General features: G+C 40.4%; 17 protein-coding genes. 14 read left to right on the top strand and 3 right to left on the bottom strand.

Going from position 1 to position 17,466, the window contains the following annotated elements:
* The first annotated feature begins 14 nt into the window (after positions 1 to 14).
* The 8 genes from NST80_RS01600 (at position 15) to NST80_RS01635 (ending at position 8,590) form a co-directional block, all read left to right on the top strand.
* Positions 15 to 1,388, top strand: coding sequence for a M20/M25/M40 family metallo-hydrolase (locus tag NST80_RS01600; protein ID WP_037597417.1), 1,374 nt, complete (start codon positions 15 to 17; stop codon positions 1,386 to 1,388).
* A complete protein-coding gene (locus tag NST80_RS01605; RefSeq protein ID WP_073949306.1) occupies positions 1,381 to 2,448 on the top strand; it encodes a methionine ABC transporter ATP-binding protein in 1,068 nt (355 codons plus the stop codon). Before NST80_RS01600 ends, NST80_RS01605 begins: the two co-directional genes overlap by 8 nt.
* Complete coding sequence (locus NST80_RS01610; protein WP_002883771.1) at positions 2,448 to 3,140, top strand: methionine ABC transporter permease; 693 nt, start codon at positions 2,448 to 2,450, stop codon at positions 3,138 to 3,140. The genes NST80_RS01605 and NST80_RS01610 overlap by 1 nt, the downstream gene beginning before the upstream one ends.
* A 122-nt stretch (positions 3,141 to 3,262) precedes the next feature.
* Complete coding sequence (gene sstT, locus NST80_RS01615) at positions 3,263 to 4,471, top strand: serine/threonine transporter SstT (RefSeq protein WP_118172058.1); 1,209 nt, start codon at positions 3,263 to 3,265, stop codon at positions 4,469 to 4,471.
* 150 nt (positions 4,472 to 4,621) lie between these two features.
* Positions 4,622 to 5,470, top strand: coding sequence for an SAM-dependent chlorinase/fluorinase (locus NST80_RS01620; protein ID WP_002883782.1), 849 nt, complete (start codon positions 4,622 to 4,624; stop codon positions 5,468 to 5,470).
* 9 nt (positions 5,471 to 5,479) lie between these two features.
* Entirely contained in the window at positions 5,480 to 6,025 is a 546-nt protein-coding gene (locus NST80_RS01625) for an ECF-type riboflavin transporter substrate-binding protein (RefSeq protein WP_002883774.1), read from the top strand.
* Between the two features lie 65 nt (positions 6,026 to 6,090).
* Entirely contained in the window at positions 6,091 to 7,767 is a 1,677-nt protein-coding gene (locus NST80_RS01630) for a DUF3744 domain-containing protein (protein WP_118172059.1), read from the top strand.
* Positions 7,760 to 8,590 carry an energy-coupling factor transporter transmembrane component T gene (locus NST80_RS01635; RefSeq protein ID WP_002886584.1) on the top strand — a complete coding sequence of 277 codons (831 nt, stop codon included), beginning with the start codon at positions 7,760 to 7,762 and terminating at the stop codon, positions 8,588 to 8,590. Before NST80_RS01630 ends, NST80_RS01635 begins: the two co-directional genes overlap by 8 nt.
* Before the next feature lie 88 nt (positions 8,591 to 8,678).
* Here the strand turns inward: NST80_RS01635 and NST80_RS01640 are convergent, their stop codons facing one another.
* The 3 genes from NST80_RS01640 to rsmG all read right to left on the bottom strand — a co-directional run bounded on the left by NST80_RS01640 (position 8,679) and on the right by rsmG (position 11,536).
* Positions 8,679 to 9,350, bottom strand: coding sequence for a TrkA family potassium uptake protein (locus NST80_RS01640; RefSeq protein WP_014633599.1), 672 nt, complete (start codon positions 9,348 to 9,350; stop codon positions 8,679 to 8,681).
* A gap of 39 nt (positions 9,351 to 9,389) precedes the next feature.
* Positions 9,390 to 10,754: a potassium transporter TrkG gene (locus NST80_RS01645; RefSeq protein WP_118172060.1), complete on the bottom strand. Its 1,365-nt coding sequence runs from the start codon at positions 10,752 to 10,754 to the stop codon at positions 9,390 to 9,392.
* Positions 10,755 to 10,822: 68 nt separating this feature from the next.
* Positions 10,823 to 11,536 (bottom strand): 16S rRNA (guanine(527)-N(7))-methyltransferase RsmG, encoded by a 714-nt coding sequence (gene rsmG, locus NST80_RS01650; protein ID WP_049529060.1) that lies wholly within the window; start codon positions 11,534 to 11,536, stop codon positions 10,823 to 10,825.
* 298 nt (positions 11,537 to 11,834) lie between these two features.
* On the opposite strand from rsmG, the gene NST80_RS01655 reads away from it, so the two are divergent.
* The 6 genes from NST80_RS01655 (at position 11,835) to dnaI (ending at position 17,421) form a co-directional block, all read left to right on the top strand.
* A complete protein-coding gene (locus NST80_RS01655) occupies positions 11,835 to 12,371 on the top strand; it encodes a YceD family protein (RefSeq protein WP_070579518.1) in 537 nt (178 codons plus the stop codon).
* A 155-nt stretch (positions 12,372 to 12,526) separates the two neighbouring features.
* Positions 12,527 to 13,216 (top strand): response regulator transcription factor, encoded by a 690-nt coding sequence (locus tag NST80_RS01660; RefSeq protein ID WP_002886589.1) that lies wholly within the window; start codon positions 12,527 to 12,529, stop codon positions 13,214 to 13,216.
* The gene (locus tag NST80_RS01665) at positions 13,213 to 14,742 is read left to right on the top strand and encodes a HAMP domain-containing histidine kinase (RefSeq protein ID WP_013990062.1); all 1,530 of its coding nucleotides are present in this window, start codon (positions 13,213 to 13,215) and stop codon (positions 14,740 to 14,742) included. The genes NST80_RS01660 and NST80_RS01665 overlap by 4 nt, the downstream gene beginning before the upstream one ends.
* A 121-nt stretch (positions 14,743 to 14,863) precedes the next feature.
* Positions 14,864 to 15,343, top strand: coding sequence for a transcriptional regulator NrdR (nrdR, locus tag NST80_RS01670; RefSeq protein WP_002886592.1), 480 nt, complete (start codon positions 14,864 to 14,866; stop codon positions 15,341 to 15,343).
* Positions 15,340 to 16,515 (top strand): DnaD domain protein, encoded by a 1,176-nt coding sequence (locus NST80_RS01675; RefSeq protein ID WP_118172061.1) that lies wholly within the window; start codon positions 15,340 to 15,342, stop codon positions 16,513 to 16,515. Before nrdR ends, NST80_RS01675 begins: the two co-directional genes overlap by 4 nt.
* Before the next feature lie 3 nt (positions 16,516 to 16,518).
* Entirely contained in the window at positions 16,519 to 17,421 is a 903-nt protein-coding gene (gene dnaI / locus NST80_RS01680) for a primosomal protein DnaI (protein ID WP_013990064.1), read from the top strand.
* Positions 17,422 to 17,466: the final 45 nt, after the last annotated feature.

Consider the following 17,466-nt stretch of genomic DNA (forward strand, 5'->3'; position numbering starts at 1 on the left):
AAGGAGACGATTTGATGGCATTTTCAAGTGAAGAAGAGCAGTTACGAAAATTTCGTAACGATGAAATTGCTCAGCACTATTTTGAAGTTTTGCGGACTTTGATTTCTAAAAAATCTATTTTTGCTCAAAATATTGGTCTCTATGATGTAGCTGCTTACCTTGGTGAGATTTTCTCTGGTGTTGGCGCAGAGGTGACAATTGACGAGACCCATACGGCACCTTTTGTCTTGGCGAAATTCAAGAGTCCAAATCCAGATGCGAAAACAATTATTTTCTATCAACACTATGATACTGTTCCTGCGGACAATGATCAGCCATGGACCGATGAACCTTTCCGTCTGACTGTTCGAAAGGGATATATGTATGGTCGTGGTGTCGATGATGATAAGGGGCATATTACAGCTCGTCTGACAGCCCTTCGTAAGTATATTCGTGAGGTCGGAGATCTTCCTGTAAATATTACGTTTATGATGGAAGGTGCTGAAGAATCTGCATCAACAGACCTTGAAAAATATTTAGAAAAATACCGAGATGATCTTCTTCCAGCAGACCTATTGGTTTGGGAGCAAGGGAACCGAAATAGTAAAGGTCAATTGGAAATCACAGGTGGGAACAAGGGGATTATTACCTTTGACTTGTCTGTCGAGAGTGCTGATGTTGATATCCACTCTAAATTTGGTGCAGTGATTGAATCGGCGTCATGGTACTTGCTCAATGCTATCTCAAGCATGAGAGATGATCAGGGACGTATCCTTATCGACGGCATCTATGAAAAGATTGTCCAACCAAACGAACGAGAGATGAATCTTATCGAAACTTATGCCATTGAAAATGCAGACAGTCTTCGTAGGATTTACGGCTTAAAACTACCCATTTTAGAAAGTGACCGCCGAGCGTTCTTAAAAACTTACTATTTTGAGCCTGCTCTTTCTATTGAGGGAATTTCAACAGGTTATCAGGGGCAAGGGGTTAAGACCATCTTACCAGCTCAAGCCAGAGCTAAGATGGAGATGCGTTTGGTCCCTGGCTTGACACCTGAGTACGTTTTGGAGTGTATTAAGGCTCACCTCAAAAAAGAAGGATTTGACCGTATCAAGGTAACCTTCACTCTTGGTGAAGAAAGTTATCGAAGTGATATGTCTGATCCAGCTATTGTCAATGTTATTGAGTTAGCAAAAGGCTTTTATGAAGAAGGTGTCGCGGTCCTTCCAACAGCAGCAGGTACGGGGCCTATGCATATGATTTATCAGGCTTTGGGTGTTCCTATGGCAGCCTTTGGTATAGGGAATGCTAACAGTCGTGACCATGGTGGGGATGAAAATGTTAGTCTAGCAGATTACTACACCCACATTGAACTAATTAAGGAGTTAATTGCAAGTTATGAGTAATGTCATTATTGATTTGAAAAATATTGATATCACCTTTACGCAGAAACGCCGCACTATTCAAGCGGTTAAGGATGTGTCTATCCAGATTGAGAAAGGTGATATTTACGGAATTGTTGGTTATTCAGGGGCTGGTAAATCTACCCTTGTGCGTGCTATCAATCTTTTGCAAGTGCCTACAGCTGGTAAAATCACTATCGGTAAAGATGTGACTTTTCAGGACGGTCAGGTCCAATTGACGACAAAAGAATTGCGCCAGAAACGTCAAACGATTGGGATGATTTTCCAACACTTTAACCTTATGGCTCAAAAGACGGCTTATGAAAATGTAGCTTTTGCTCTTCGTCATTCTAAACTAAGCAATGAAGAGAAAGACAAAAAAATTCGTGGTCTTTTGGAATTGGTTGATTTGGCTGATCGTGCCGAAAACTATCCTGCACAGTTGTCAGGTGGTCAAAAACAACGTGTAGCGATTGCCCGTGCCTTGGCTAATGATCCTGAAATCTTGATTTCAGATGAGTCTACCTCAGCTCTTGACCCAAAAACAACTAAGCAGATTCTTTCACTTTTGCAGGATTTGAATAAAAAGCTTGGTTTGACAGTAGTTATGATCACCCACGAAATGCAAATTGTTAAAGACATTTGTAACCGTGTGGCTGTTATGCAAAATGGTCAACTTTTGGAAGAGGGCAGTGTTCTTGATATCTTCTCAAATCCACAAGAAGATTTGACACAAGAATTTATTGAAACTGCTGCAGGGATTGAAGATGCCTTGGCTAAGATTAATGCACAACCCGTAGTGAAAAACTTACCAGGCTCAGCCCTTCTTGTTCAACTTAAATATGCTGGTTCTTCAACAGATGAGCCACTCTTGACTGAAATTTTCAAAGATTACGGAGTTTCAAGTAACATCCTTTACGGTAACCTTGAGATTCTAGGTGATACACCTGTTGGTGAATTGGTCGTTGTATTGGATGGTGAGGCAGATAAGGTTCTTGCTGCTCAAAAAGCGATTGAAAATGCAGGTGTCAGCTTGCAAGTACTTAAGAAAGGAGCCCAATAATGGCAGATTGGATTCAACAAAACTTTCCAGATATTTATCGTATCGGTATGCAGGGGGTTAACTCTTGGCCAGACGCCATCTATGCGACTCTCTACATGACGGTTATTTCCTTCATCATTGGGGGACTTCTTGGTCTTGTTATGGGGCTCTTCTTGGTATTGACAGGTCCTCGTGGAGTTATTGAAAATAAATTTGTTTTCCAAATCTTGGATAAAATCACTTCAATCTTCCGTGCCATTCCTTTCATCATCCTCTTGGCGATTTTGAAAGGCTTCACTTACTTTATCGTAGGGACTAACCTTGGTATGACAGCTGCCTTGGTTCCATTGTCAGCTGCAACCTTCCCATTTTTTGCTCGTCAGGTACAGGTGGTACTTGCAGATCTTGACCGTGGCGTTATTGAAGCAGCACAAGCTAGTGGTGCGACACTTTGGGATACGATTAAGGTTTACCTTGGTGAAGGTCTACCTGAGTTGGTCCGTGTATCAACCGTAACTCTGATTTCCCTAGTCGGTGAAACTGCAATGGCCGGTGCTATCGGTGCAGGTGGTCTTGGTTACATCGCCATCTACTATGGATATAACCGTTCTAGTACATCAGTTACCATTTTGGCAACTTTCTTGATTTTGATTTTGATTTTCCTTATCCAATTCTTGGGTGATTTCTTGACCCGTAAATTGAGTCATAAATAGGATTTGAGAGCCTGTTTGCCACAGGCTTTTCTCATGCCTTGACGATTTCAGATATTTATCATAGTATGGAAGCTATCGAATGCTTTATGGTTGGCTAACCATAAAAAAGGAGTTAATGAGTTATGAAACGTTTTATTTCAACTTGGAATAGGACCAGTCTAATCAAGCGTATTGCCATTGGTGTGGTAATTGGTGCTGTACTTGGTTTGCTTGTTCCTAAGTTTACGGTTATTGGTCTCTTAGGAGACATGTTTGTTGGTGGCTTGAAGGCAATTGCTCCACTTTTGGTCTTTGCCTTGGTTGCCAACGCCCTTTCCCAAACGCGAGAAGGTCAACAAAGTAATATGAAAACAGTTATTGTTCTTTATCTCTTTGGGACCTTTGCGGCTGCTTTGACGGCTGTTATTTCTCACTATATTTTTCCAATTTCTCTGAAGTTGGGAGCAGCTGCAGCGACTAAAGCGACAGCACCTCAAGGTGTGGGAGAAGTCTTTAAAGATTTATTGCTTAAGATGGTAGATAACCCTGTCAATGCCTTGGCTCAAGCCAATTATATTGGGGTTTTGGTATGGGCAGTTGTCTTTGGTTTTGCCATGCGAACAGCTAGCAATCACACGAAGGATTTGCTTAATACCTTGGCAGAAGTGACTTCACAAATCGTTCGTTGGATTATCAACTTGGCCCCATTTGGTATCCTTGGTCTTGTCTTTAATACTATTTCTGAGAATGGTGTTGGTGTTTTGGCAGATTATGGTGTCCTAATCCTTGTTTTAGTGGGAACAATGGCCTTTGTTGCCTTGGTTGTTAATCCAATCATTGCTTTTGTGATGATGGGCAAAAATCCTTTCCCACTGGTTTTCCGTTGTTTGAAAGACTCTGGGATTACAGCCTTCTTTACTCGCTCATCAGCAGCCAATATTCCAGTTAACCTTCAACTTTGTAAGGATCTTGGTTTGAATCCTGATACCTATTCGGTTTCTATCCCTTTGGGGTCAACTATTAATATGGCTGGAGCAGCCGTGACAATCAATGTCTTAACGCTTGCTGCAGTAACGACTTTGGGGATTCAGGTCGACTTTGCGACAGCACTCATTCTTAGTGTGGTTTCAGCTATTTCTGCTTGTGGTGCCTCAGGTATTGCTGGAGGCTCCCTCCTATTAGTGCCAGTAGCATGTAGCCTCTTTGGTATCTCAAATGATTTGGCCATGCAAGTTGTCGGTGTCGGCTTTATCGTAGGTGTCATCCAAGACTCTTGTGAAACAGCCCTTAACTCTTCAACAGATGTTCTCTTTACAGCAGTAGCAGAAAAGAGCCGTTGGAAGAAAGCATAGCTAATTGTATAAGGTCGGCCTATTTGGCTGGCTTTTTGATTTTAGAGAAAACATAGTCAAAGACTATAGCTAGCTCAAGAATCTATCATCTTTAAAAAGCCCTTAAAATATGGTAAAATAAACCGTTCAAAGAGAAAAGGTAAAACATTTATGACTAATAATTTATTGGTGCTTCAATCAGACTTTGGTTTGGTTGACGGTGCTGTTTCGGCCATGATTGGTGTGGCCCTTCAGGAAGAACCTAGTTTGGGAGTTCATCACCTGACACATGATATTACTCCCTATAACACTTTTGAGGCTTCCTATCGTCTGTTTCAGACCGTTGAATACTGGCCTGAGGGGACAACCTTTGTTTCGGTAGTTGATCCGGGTGTAGGTTCCTCACGTAAAAGTGTGGTTGCCTTAACAAAGACGGGGCAATATATCGTCACACCAGATAACGGGACACTTTCTTATATCAAGAAGGTTGTTGGTATCGAGGCTGTTCGTGAGATTTCCGAGGTTGAGAATCGTCGTAGTAATACAGAGCTTTCCTATACCTTCCATGGTCGTGATGTTTATGCCTATACAGGTGCCAAATTAGCTTCTGGTCATATCAGTTTTGAAGAAGTTGGTCCTGAGTTACCTGTGGATAAAATTCTAGAACTTCCAGTGGTTGAAACCATCATAGAGGATAATTTGGTTCGTGGGGCGATTGACATTTTGGATGTCCGTTTCGGCTCTCTGTGGACCTCTATCACACGTGATGACTTTTACGCCTTGGAACCAAACTTTGGTGATCGATTCGAAGTAACCATCTTTAACAATGATATGTTGGTCTACCAAAACCAAGTTACCTATGGGAAATCTTTTGCGGATGTTCGTATCGGTCAGCCAATTATTTATATCAATTCCCTCTATCGTGTTGGCTTAGCCATTAACCAAGGGTCTTTTGCCAAGGCCTATAATGTTGGTGTAGGGTCTAACTGGCACATTGAAATTAAACGTTTAGGAGATTAAAGTAAGATTATGAAAAATAATTCAATTCGTACAGTAGTTGCGACAGGTATTGGTGCAGCACTCTTTATTATCATTGGTATGTTTGTTAATATCCCTATTTTTGGGAATACTAGCATCCAACTCCAGTATGCTGTTCAAGCCCTATTCTCAGTGATTTTTGGGCCTATCACAGGTTTCTTTATGGGCTTTATTGGGCATGCACTTAAAGATGGCATCCAATACGGAAATATCTCATGGGCTTGGGTACTTGCAAGTGCTATTACAGGACTTGTAATTGGTCTATTCAACAAAAAATATGATGTGACAACTGGCAAGTTTTCTTTGATGAGTATGATTTGGTTTAACCTAGCACAAGCATTGGCCCTTCTTATTGCCTATGGTATCGTTACCCCTATTGGTGATAGACTTCAATTTGCACAAGCCTGGTCATACCTTTATGCACAAAGTTTTGTAGCTGGCGTAGCTAACTTTATTACAATTGCAATTGGAGGAACCCTCCTTCTTGCAATCTATGCTAGCTCACGTACACAATCTGGTAGTCTTACAAAGGACTAGCATAAATCATAGGAGAGTGGGACTGTCAGTTTGTTTTGATACCTCCTCTCTTTTTTAGTAGAAACATGGATAAATACATTAGTTTTAATCAGTTTACATTTCAATATGATGCACAAGCAGAAGCGACGCTTAAAGATATCAGCTTTGATATTGCCAAGGGCGAGAAAGTCCTCATCTTAGGTCCTTCTGGTAGTGGAAAGTCGACTCTAGCTCAGTGTCTCAATGGTATCATACCTAATATTCATAAAGGACAGGCACAAGGCCAGGTAAGGATAGATGGTCAGGATATTTTCAAGCAATCTATCTATGATAAGTCACAGTTGGTATCGACGGTATTGCAGGATCCAGATGGTCAGTTTATTGGCCTAACAGTAGCCGAGGATTTGGCTTTTGCCTTGGAGAATGATTGTGCTGATCAAAGTGAGATGAAAGATAAGGTAGCCCTTTGGGCTGAGCGTCTAGACTTGACCTCCCTTTTGAATCACCGCCCTCAAGATTTATCAGGTGGCCAAAAGCAACGAGTCAGTTTGGCTGGTGTCTTGATTGATGAGAGTCCTATTCTTTTATTTGATGAGCCTCTGGCAAATTTAGATCCTAAATCAGGACAGGAAACCATTGATCTCATTGATAAGATCCACAAGGAGGTGGGAGCTACGACGATTATTATTGAACATCGCCTAGAAGATGTTCTTTATCGTCCCGTTGACCGCATTTTACTGGTCAATGAAGGAGAGCTCCTCTTTAATGGTAGCCCAGATGAGCTTTTATCGAGCAAACTCTTGCTAGAAAATGGGATTCGCGAACCTCTATATGTGACGGTTTTACGTCAGTTGGGATTTGACACAAGGAGTGCACAAAATCTTAGTCAATTGGATGCTTTAGACTTATCTGACCTTGCTCTGCCAGACAGAGTTTTGAAGGATAAAAGAGACAGTTCGAGTGATTCTATTTTGAAAGTTGAGGGGCTTAGTGTTTCCTATGGAGATAATCCAGCAATTATAGAGGATCTGTCCTTTAGCTTGAAAAAAGGTGAGCGACTAGCGATTGTCGGTAAAAATGGGGCTGGGAAGTCGACGCTTGCCAAGGCTCTATGCGGTTTTGTCCCTAGTCAAGGGAAATTAACTTACGAGGGTCAGGATATTAGTCAGGATAGCATCGCCGAGCGTTCAGAACGTATAGGCTTTGTTTTGCAAAACCCAAATCAGATGATTAGCCAAACTATGATTTTTGATGAGGTCGCTCTTGGTTTGCGTTTGCGAGGTATTGAAGAGGCTGAGGTTGAAGAGCGTGTTCATGAGGTCTTGAAGACTTGTGGTCTCTATAGTTTTCGTAAATGGCCCATTTCTGCGCTTTCCTTTGGTCAGAAAAAGCGCGTGACCATTGCATCTATCTTGGTTTTGAAACCTGAAATCATTATCTTGGATGAGCCAACAGCTGGTCAAGATTACAAGACTTACACAGATATCATGACTTTCTTGGACAGTCTTCAGAAGCAAGGTCATACGATTGTGATGATTACTCATGACATGCAGCTCATGTTGGAATATAGCGATCGTTGTCTCGTTGTGGTTGAGGGTAAAGTCATTGCAGACGGCAACCCTGTTACAATTCTTAATCAGAAGGGTTTACTAGAGTCAGCCAATCTCAAGCAGACATCTCTTTATACTTTGGGTCAGAAATTGTCAAGTGATCCAGTAGAAGTAACCCAGTATTATATCGAAAAAGGAGGCCCTAATGTCTAATCGTTTAATTGGTTATCAGTCAGGTCAAGGTTTCCTCTATGATTTGTCTGGGGCAAGTAAGATGCTTTTCTTTATCTTGGTTTCAGTTGCCTGTATGGCAACCTATGACCCCCGCTTTATCCTAGCAGTAGGCTTACTTTCCATTTATCTCTTTTATTTGGCTAAGATTCGTTGGCGAGATATTTCTTTTGTTGTTAAGATTATTGGATCCATTGCTCTCTTTAATTTACTTATGGTCTACCTTTTCGCACCTGGTTATGGTGAAGAAATTTACGGGGCAAAGACAGTTCTTATTGAAGGCTGGGGACGTTTCTATCTGACCAGTCAGGAGCTTTTTTACCTTGCAAATCTATTGCTTAAATATTTTTCAACGGTTCCTCTTGCCATCCTATTTCTCATGACTACCCATCCAAGTCAGTTTGCGGCTAGTCTTAATCAGATTGGAATTCCTTATAAATTTGCCTATTCCGTTAGTTTAACCTTGCGTTATATTCCAGATGTCCAAGAAGAATTCTTTACGATTCGTAAGGCTCAGGAGGCTCGTGGTTTGGATTTGTCGCAAAAGGCGGGACTGGTCAAACGTATTCGTGGGAATCTCCAAATTGTTCTTCCTCTAATTTTTTCATCTCTCGAACGAATTGATACCATATCGACAGCTATGGAGCTACGTCGATTTGGTCGCTATAAAAAACGTACCTGGTATGTGCATAAATCTTTGATGAAACAAGATTACCTTGTCATCGTGTCAGCTATTCTTTTATTGGGAATTAGTATAGGATTAATCTTCCTCAATCATGGTCGTTTTTACAATCCGTGGGGATGATATTCTTGGTTTTTAGTAAAAGTATGCTATTAAGCACAACTAAAAACGTTCCAGTCTTGTCCATATGAACGAGATTGGAACGTTTTTGTTATTTCAAATATCCTAAATAATCAAATTTTTCTAGTGTTCGATTGTCAGCGACAACTAGGATGATTCCTTCATCAGGTAGTTTCTTACTTGGGTCAAAGTGAGTGTTTAACTTGCCACTTTTCTCATCTCTAAAACCAATAACATTGACGTTATAATTTTGTCTTAGATTTAAAGTATGCAAGGACTTTCCAGCCCATTCACTAGGAATTTTAAGTTCAATTAAAGCTACGTCATCCTCTAAATGAAAAACATTTGATATGTTATAGCGGAGGATATTTGAAGCCAATTCTTTTGCTGTGCTACGTTCAGGAGTGATGACCCAGTTAGCACCCATTCCGTAAAGGACTTCCTCATAATTGTTATTCGTAGCTTTGGCAATAATATTCTTAATACCAAGTTTTTTGCACTGCAAGAGCGCTAGCGCAGATGATTCTAGGTGTTCTCCAGTTGCAATAATGACTGAGTCGCAAGTATCGATACCAGCAGAACGTAGAAATTCAATGTCAGTAATGTCGCCAACAGCAGCCTTGGTCACCTGATCAGCAAGGGAATCAATTGTTGTAGCATTATTATCTAAGGCAATAACATCTTGTCCAAAAGAAGAGAGTTCGGTTGCAATAGTTTGTCCAAAGATTCCCAGACCGAGGACCCCAATAATTTGTGTTTTCATATACAATCCTTTCAGAATATTGTCAATTAATAAAATAGTTTAGCCGACTGAAATGTCAGTTGGGGCATAAGAGATATGTTTTTCTTTTTTGGTCATCAAGCTCAAGAGAACAGTGATAGGTCCGACACGGCCAATGAACATCAGAGCCATGATAACGAGGCGTCCTAGGGTATTTAGATTAGGGGTCAAATCCATTGAAACACCAACGGTAGCAATGGCTGACACACTCTCAAAAAGTAGGCCTAGTGGAGAGAGTGTAGGATTAGTTTCCAGCAAAATAACATAGCCGACAAAGAGCATCGTTAGGAAAAAGAGTATAACTGTGAATGCTTGCAAAATGGTTTTGTTAGATATAATACGGTTTCGAAAAACCACGCTCGAGTTACCAGATAGCTCTGACTTAAAAAGTAGGAACATGATAGAGGCAGTTGTCACCTTGATACCACCCGCAGTTCCTCCAGGACCACCCCCAATAATCATTTGAATCATAAAAAGAAGATTTGTGGAGAAATCGGCATTGGTATAGGAAATAGTTGCAAAGCCAGCGGTACGCATGGTTACAGTCTGAAAGAAACTTACCAGAAGTTGTTGCCAGACAGTGAGAGTACCGATTGTCTTAGAGTTATCCATTTCCAGTAACCAAGCAAGTAGTGTTCCTCCTAATAGGAGACAACCTGTACTTATAAGCACAAGACGGCTTTGATTACTGAAAGGTCTCCAAGCTAATTTCCAATTCCTTGGACGATCTTTAATATAACGCCTTATTAGTTGAATCAAATCAATCCAAACTGCAAATCCCAAGCTTCCAGACATGATGAGAAAAGCTACAGCAAGGTTAATGGTTGGATTGGTTGCATAATCCTGTAAACTGTTAGAACCTAAGTTATCAAATCCAGCATTACAAAAAGCAGAGACAGCTAGAAAGAGACTATTAAAAATGCCATGACCAAGTCCAAAACGAGGAATAAAGTCAGTCATAATCACGAGTGCTGCTAAAGCTTCGATAGAAAAAGTTATTTTATAGACCTTAAAAAGATAAGCCTTCAAATCTTTTTGGTTATCCCTACTAAGTGCGGATTGAAGGAGATCTTGATCGCTCAGTCCTAATTTATTTTTAAGGGTATAGGTACTAAAGGCTATAAGAGAGACTAGTCCAAGTCCTCCCGTCTGCATGAGAAGCATAGAGAGAATTTGACCAAGACCATTGTATGCCTTACTGACCGGGACAACAGAAAGTCCAGTTACACAGACCATTGACACAGTATTGAAGAGATGGTCTAGGTAGCTTGTTTCTGGACTGTTAGCATAGTGGCTTATGGGAAGGCTAAGTAAAATACTCCCCACTATAATGACAAAGACAAAGCTGAGCACAAGCTTTTGCGTGACAGAAAGACGATTTATCAATGAAAACCTCCGAGTTATCATAAGAATAAATAATAATCCAAGGAGCAAGAAGCATCCTTGGATAAATGTTATAACGGCTTCTTGTTAGGCATCCCAGCACGACGTGGGTACTTATTTGGGGTTTCTTTTTTCTTATCGACAATGGTGATATTACGTCCATCCCCATTTGGCAATTTATAGTTCTCATTGAGAATAGGTTTGGCAAAAAGCAAGTTCAAGGCATTTTTAGCATCGGCTAGCTCTTCGTCAGCTGCTGCAGCTTTAAGTGCAATAAGTTGTCCACCCACCTTTAAGAAAGGAATGGTCAATTCTGAGAGAACCTGCATGCGTGCAACAGCACGGGCAGTTACAATATCAAACTGAGCACGGAAGCCCTTGTCTTGTCCAAAATCCTCTGCACGTCCATGATAGAAGTGAACACCGCTGAGCTCAAGTTCATCGGCCAAGAGATTAAGGAAATTGATGCGTTTATTAAGAGAGTCAATGATAGTCACATCAAGTTCAGGACAAAGGATTTTCATAGGGAGACTTGGAAATCCAGCTCCAGCTCCGATATCGAGAAGTCGAATAGTCTGATTTTTAATATGTCCTTGGAGAACAGGAGCTAGGGAATCGTAGAAATGTTTGAGGTAGACCTCGTCTCTTTCTGTGATTGCAGTAAGATTGATCTTTTCGTTCCATTCTACCAAGAGCTCAAAGTAGCGTTGGAATTGGTCTTTTTGTTTTTGGCTGAGATCGAACCCTAGTTCTTTCAAAGCCTTGTAAAAATCTTCAGGTGTCATTTTATATTCCTTTTATCTAGTTTCAATGCTCTTATTTTACCATAATTAAGAGCTTTCATCTAACGCTATAAGACAGATGGAAACTAGGTCTGAATAAGTTTCTCATTAGCTGTGAAAAAAGTTCTAAGTTTAAGAAATATGTAATATTAAAGGTGTTATTTTTTCTTAAAAATTTGATATAATACTAATTAAGTCTAAAATCATAATCATGCTCTCTAATGAAAAGTGAATGTGGGGGATTATGGTCTTGTGGATTGAAAATAGATCCCTATGGGGAAATTTAATTTGAGGATTAAAAATGATTTATCTTTCAGAAGTTAGAAAGTCTCCAGAAGGGCTCGCCTTTAACGAAGCACCTTCTTTGTTGGAGTCTATTAAAGAACGCTATGATCAAGTTTTAAATCTTGAACAGATTCAAGCAAGTGGGCATGTAGCCTATGACAATGGTTTGTACCTTTTGGATTATCAACTTAGCTATGATATTACCTTGCCATCTAGCCGTTCACTTGAACCTGTGACCCTTAGTTTTAACTATCCGGTTTCAGAAACCTTTATACAAGAGGCAGATGCTGCTCTGCAAAAAGAATTAGTCGAAGAAAATCTAGTTCTTATCTTGGATGGGGATACTATTAATCTTGATGAGAGTATTCTAGATAATATTCTTCTTAATATTCCTTTGAGAGTACTAACACCTGAGGAAGAATCAGGACAAATTTCGCTCTCTGGGAATGACTGGGAAGTCTTGTCAGAAGAGGATTTTGCCGCTCTTCAACAGGAGAAAAAAGAGGCAAGTAATCCCTTTGCCCAATTGAACGGTCTCTTTGATGAAAATTAATTCAAAAAAACAAACTAAAAATGTTTGACAATTTTAAAAATCTGTATTATTATATCATTAGAAGTTAATTTTCGGATTTATTCATTGGGTAAATCTACAGACTTTTTAAGGGAAATGGAAGTCAAAAAATTTTAAGAAAGTGGTAAATACTTATTATGAGCAAACGCATTTTGATTGTTGAAGATGAGAAAAACCTTGCTCGTTTTGTCTCTCTTGAACTTCAACACGAAGGATACGACGTTGTGACAGCAGACAACGGACGCGAAGGACTTGAAATGGCACTCGAGAAAGATTTCGATCTTATTCTCTTGGACCTTATGTTGCCTGAGATGGACGGTTTTGAAGTAACACGTCGTCTCCAACAAGAAAAAGATACTTATATTATGATGATGACAGCTCGCGATTCAATCATGGACATTGTTGCTGGTTTGGACCGCGGTGCTGATGACTATATTGTAAAACCATTTGCGATTGAAGAATTGTTGGCACGTATCCGTGCAACCTTCCGTCGCCAAGATATCGAATCTGCTAAGAATGCACCAGCAAAAGCATCAACTTATCGTGATTTGAAATTGGATGTTCAAAACCGTACAGTTGTTCGTGGTGATGAAGCAATTCCATTGACAAAACGTGAGTTTGATTTGTTGAACACACTTTTGAGCAATATGAACCAAGTGATGACCCGTGAGGAACTCTTGCTTCAAGTTTGGAAATATGATGACGCCATCGAAACAAACGTGGTAGATGTTTATATTCGTTATTTGCGTGGAAAAATCGACGTTCCAGGTAAGGAATCATATATTCAAACAGTACGAGGAATGGGTTACGTTATCCGTGAAAAATGAGTAAATTACAAGATAAATTATTTGGTAAAGTAACCATTAGAAAAAAGTTGACCATGACAACTGCTGTGGTCTTCTTTCTTGTATTGTCGTTGTTCACTCTGGTTGTTATTTTTTCAGCTAATACGCTTCTTTTGCAACGTGAACGTCAAAATGTAAACACTACAATCGCAAAAGTTGTTACTTACATCGAAAAGGATTGGGATTCGGATGAAGAATTAAGTCCAGAACCGCTCTTAGCGGCTCTTTATTCGCCTAAAAATATCTATGCATCAATTATTAATGGCGTACTTTCTGAAAAGCACTCTTTGGATGGTCAAGTTGCAATTTCTAATAAATTATATTCAAATCAGTCAGTTTTTGTGTATGACAAAAAAGGAACCTTTATCTTTACTTCTGAGGAGAATACAGATTCGCCTCCCGGTATGTCCGAGGTAAACAAACTGAAGTCAGTATCCTATAAAGGAAAGCGTGGTTTCTTACTACAAGTTCCAATTTACGGTAAGGATAAAAAGACCATCGTTGGCTATGCCCAGATTTTCCATGATTTGGAATTCTACTATGCTCTTAAAGAGCGTTTGGTTTTCTTGTTGATTTTCCTAGAAGTGGGGATGACTGTCCTAGTTATCGCAGCAACTGTAGTTGTCTTGACATCTATTCTTCGTCCGATGAGACAGTTGCACGAAACGATGGGAGTTATTACCGATTCGCCAAGTGATTTGGAACTTCGTTCTAAGATTGAAAGTCACGATGAAATTGGTGATTTGGCGGTTAACTTTAACCGCATGATGGATAAAATTCAAGAAAATAATCAGATGCAGATGCGTTTCTTGAGTGACGTCAGTCATGAATTGCGTACGCCGATTGCGGTTATCAAGGGGCATATGGACCTCTTGCAACGTTGGGGTAAAAATGACCCTGAGATTCTTGAAGAAAGTCTTGAGGCTGCAAGTCACGAGGCCAACCGTATGACGATTATGATTAATGATATGTTGGATTCTATCCGTGTCAAAGGATCATTTGAAAATCATAGAAACGATACTTGTGATTTGAATTCTTCAATCCGTACGGTTATTGGGAACTTCCGTGTCTTGCATGAAGATTATCAATTTTATCTCAATGATTTCGAAAGTTCAGAGCGTCTAGCACAGATTTATAGTCAGCACTTTGAACAGGCGATCACCATTTTGATTGATAATGCGGTCAAGTATTCGCCTGTCAATAAGGAAATACAGGTTACTATTAAAGCATTGGAAGATGAAATGTTGGTACAAGTGCAAGATAACGGTGAGGGGATTTCAAAAGAAGATATCAATCATATTTTTGAACGTTTCTATCGTTCAGATAAGGCACGTAACCGTACAACAACTCAATCTGGTGTTGGTATTGGTTTGTCAATCCTTTATCAAATTGTGGAAGCTTATCGCTGCCGTATTGATGTTAGTTCTGAACTTGGTGTTGGAACACGTTTCGACCTTTACATTCCATTTGCAGATCGAGAAACGACGATACCTCAACTTGAGCTTTAAATCAATTTATAAGAGACTTAGAGTGATTCTTGGTCATGAGCACGCCTCGTTTAGGGCGTGCTTTTTATGTGTTTTTATGGTAAAATAGAGTACCGAATTTCAAAGATTGGTGGTGAAGTGCATGCGTTGTCCAAAATGTCAACATAATAAATCTAGTGTTATCGATAGCCGTCAGGCAGAGGATGGGAATACTATTCGTCGTCGTCGTGAGTGTGATTCTTGTCATGCTCGTTTTACAACATTTGAGCGTGTGGAAGAGGTTCCACTTTTGGTTGTCAAAAAAGACGGTACTCGTGAACAATTCTCTCGCGACAAGATTTTCAATGGTATCTTGATGAGTGCTCAGAAGCGTCCGGTTTCTAGTGAGGATATCGAAAATGCCATCACCCGTATTGAGCAAAACATTCGCCGTAACCATGATGGAGAGGTTGAGAGTGATGTCATTGGGAATTTAGTGATGAAAGAACTCGCTGACCTTGATGAAATTACTTATGTACGTTTTGCCAGTGTCTACCGTTCTTTCAAAGATGTTGATGAGATTGAAGAGTTGCTTCAAGAAATCACCAAGACTGTACGTGCGAAAAAAGAGTCTAAAAAATGAGACCTATTGAAGAATTTGTTTATGTTGGCAATCAGGTTATCGTTCCCGATCAGGCAAGTCTGATGCGTTGCTACTATCCCATTATTGGGGGTGAGGGATACGCTCTCTACCAGTATTTCGTGGCTTTTTATGACAATGGGAATCACCGCCATAAGTTTGCGGCTATTCTGAACCACCTTAACTTTGGAATGCAGCCCCTTCAGGAAGCACTGGCGGTTCTGACAGCAGTAGATCTTTTGGCCCTTTACCAGTCCCCTCAAGGGTTTTATGTTATAGAGCTTAAGTCTCCCTTATCAATTGAACAGTTTTTAAAACATGCCGTTTATAGTTCACTTCTCGAGCAAAAGATTAGTGAACCAGCAGTAGATGCTTTGAAACCTGCAGGTCTACAAGGCTTGCAAGATTTATCTAAACGTTTTTCGGATGTCTTTACCGATGAGCGTTTGGCTCAAAAGTCTGTGTCTGAAATCAAGCCCAAAAATTCATTTGATTTAAGCAGTTTCAGGAATCGTATGCAGGCTGATGGTCTTGTATTTACAGATGAAAAGACAGATGTGCCAGAAATCTATAAATTGTCTGAAACTCATGGCATGAACTGGTATGATACCTATCTCTTAGCGAAAAAGACAGCCGTGAACCACCAGATTATTGTCAAGCGTATGCAGGTGCAATTAGAGCAGGCTCAAGCTCAAACATTGGGTGGTGATTCTGCTTTGACGGAGACGGAGAAAAAGATTCTTAAAGCGGTTAGGTCCGAAAAGCCTATAGATTACTTGCAAAGTGCTAAAGGCCCAAGCGGGACTGTGACTAATTCTGAGAAGCAGATTCTCACGGATTTGGCACAAAGAGGCTTTATGGATGAGGTCATTAACCTCATGGTTGCCTATAGTTTGGGACGGACACGTTCAACGAATGTGAATCGAGAGTATATCTCTAAACTTGCCAACGATTTTGCCTTTAAGAACATCGTCACTGCTGAACAGGGGCTTTTAGCTTTGCGTAGTGGTTATGACAAGAAATCACAGCAAGCAAAAGCTGATTCTAAGAAGAAAACAAATGTGCCGAGCTGGAGTAATCCAGATTATGATAATCAAACCAGTCAGGCTGATCAGACCAAGTTGGATGAAATTAGACGTCGAGCTTTGGCAAAACTAGAAAAAGGAAAGGAGTAGCCTATGGAAAGAGTTGGACAAACCCTAAACCGAGCAGGGCATCATGGGTCTGGCAATGCAACAGATTTAACGAAGCAAATTTTGGCAGATCCAAGAGTGGCTAGCTTTATTCAAGAGCATAGCCTAAGCCAGGATGAAATCAAGCGTAGTCTTCCTAAGTTTAATCAATTCCTGGTGGAATGCCGTAAGGTCAAAGAAGGTGATGCCTCGTATATTGCCAAGGGGTATGAACCGATTCTGACCATGAATGAAGGCTACGCTGATGTAACCTATAAGGAGACGCGTCAGCTCAAAGAGCAACAAGAACAGCAGGCTATTGCTAAACGGATTAATTTGGTGAGTCTGCCTCAGTCTTATCGTAAGATTACCTTTGCGGACATTGCTCTAGATGATGTGGCTCGTGTTGATACCTTTGAGAGTCTCGTGGATTTTGTGGCGAATTACCCTAGTCCAGACCAGAAAGGCCTCTATATCTACGGAGACATGGGGGTTGGAAAATCCTTCATGTTGGCTGCTATGGCTCATGAACTTTCAGAGACTAAGAAGGTTGCTACGACCATTATTCATTACCCATCTTTTACTATTGATGTTAAAAATGGAATCAAGGATGGTTCTGTCAAGGAACAAATTGATGCTGTCAAACAGGCGGAAGTTTTGGTTCTAGATGATATCGGTGCAGAACAATTCTCTTCTTGGATTAGGGATGATGTTTTGCAAGTTATCCTCCAGCATCGCATGATTGAGGAGCTGCCTACCTTCTTTACGTCTAACTATAGTTTTGCGGATTTAGAAGCAAAGCTATCCAATGGACGTCAAGGAGATGAGACTTGGCAGGCCAAACGTGTGATGGAGCGTATCCGTTTTCTTGCCAAAGAGGTTCACTTGAAGGGTGTTAATCGCCGTTAGGGTGATCCTAATAATGATAAAGAATAAGAGAGTTTGCTTTCCTTG

The sequence above is a fragment of the Streptococcus sp. FSL K6-1323 genome (assembly GCF_038630745.1).
Classification (GTDB): Bacteria; Bacillota; Bacilli; order Lactobacillales; family Streptococcaceae; genus Streptococcus; species Streptococcus salivarius_D.

What these genes read in the sequence shown, in the direction of transcription:
- NST80_RS01600 (WP_037597417.1), top strand. Translation starts at nt 15, where the DNA reads ATGGCATTTTCAAGTGAAGAAGAGCAGTTACGAAAATTTCGTAACGAT.
- NST80_RS01605 (WP_073949306.1), top strand. Translation starts at nt 1,381, where the DNA reads ATGAGTAATGTCATTATTGATTTGAAAAATATTGATATCACCTTTACG.
- NST80_RS01610 (WP_002883771.1), top strand. Translation starts at nt 2,448, where the DNA reads ATGGCAGATTGGATTCAACAAAACTTTCCAGATATTTATCGTATCGGT.
- sstT (WP_118172058.1), top strand. Translation starts at nt 3,263, where the DNA reads ATGAAACGTTTTATTTCAACTTGGAATAGGACCAGTCTAATCAAGCGT.
- NST80_RS01620 (WP_002883782.1), top strand. Translation starts at nt 4,622, where the DNA reads ATGACTAATAATTTATTGGTGCTTCAATCAGACTTTGGTTTGGTTGAC.
- NST80_RS01625 (WP_002883774.1), top strand. Translation starts at nt 5,480, where the DNA reads ATGAAAAATAATTCAATTCGTACAGTAGTTGCGACAGGTATTGGTGCA.
- NST80_RS01630 (WP_118172059.1), top strand. Translation starts at nt 6,091, where the DNA reads ATGGATAAATACATTAGTTTTAATCAGTTTACATTTCAATATGATGCA.
- NST80_RS01635 (WP_002886584.1), top strand. Translation starts at nt 7,760, where the DNA reads ATGTCTAATCGTTTAATTGGTTATCAGTCAGGTCAAGGTTTCCTCTAT.
- NST80_RS01640 (WP_014633599.1), bottom strand. Translation starts at nt 9,350, where the DNA reads ATGAAAACACAAATTATTGGGGTCCTCGGTCTGGGAATCTTTGGACAA.
- rsmG (WP_049529060.1), bottom strand. Translation starts at nt 11,536, where the DNA reads ATGACACCTGAAGATTTTTACAAGGCTTTGAAAGAACTAGGGTTCGAT.
- NST80_RS01655 (WP_070579518.1), top strand. Translation starts at nt 11,835, where the DNA reads ATGATTTATCTTTCAGAAGTTAGAAAGTCTCCAGAAGGGCTCGCCTTT.
- NST80_RS01660 (WP_002886589.1), top strand. Translation starts at nt 12,527, where the DNA reads ATGAGCAAACGCATTTTGATTGTTGAAGATGAGAAAAACCTTGCTCGT.
- NST80_RS01665 (WP_013990062.1), top strand. Translation starts at nt 13,213, where the DNA reads ATGAGTAAATTACAAGATAAATTATTTGGTAAAGTAACCATTAGAAAA.
- nrdR (WP_002886592.1), top strand. Translation starts at nt 14,864, where the DNA reads ATGCGTTGTCCAAAATGTCAACATAATAAATCTAGTGTTATCGATAGC.
- NST80_RS01675 (WP_118172061.1), top strand. Translation starts at nt 15,340, where the DNA reads ATGAGACCTATTGAAGAATTTGTTTATGTTGGCAATCAGGTTATCGTT.
- dnaI (WP_013990064.1), top strand. Translation starts at nt 16,519, where the DNA reads ATGGAAAGAGTTGGACAAACCCTAAACCGAGCAGGGCATCATGGGTCT.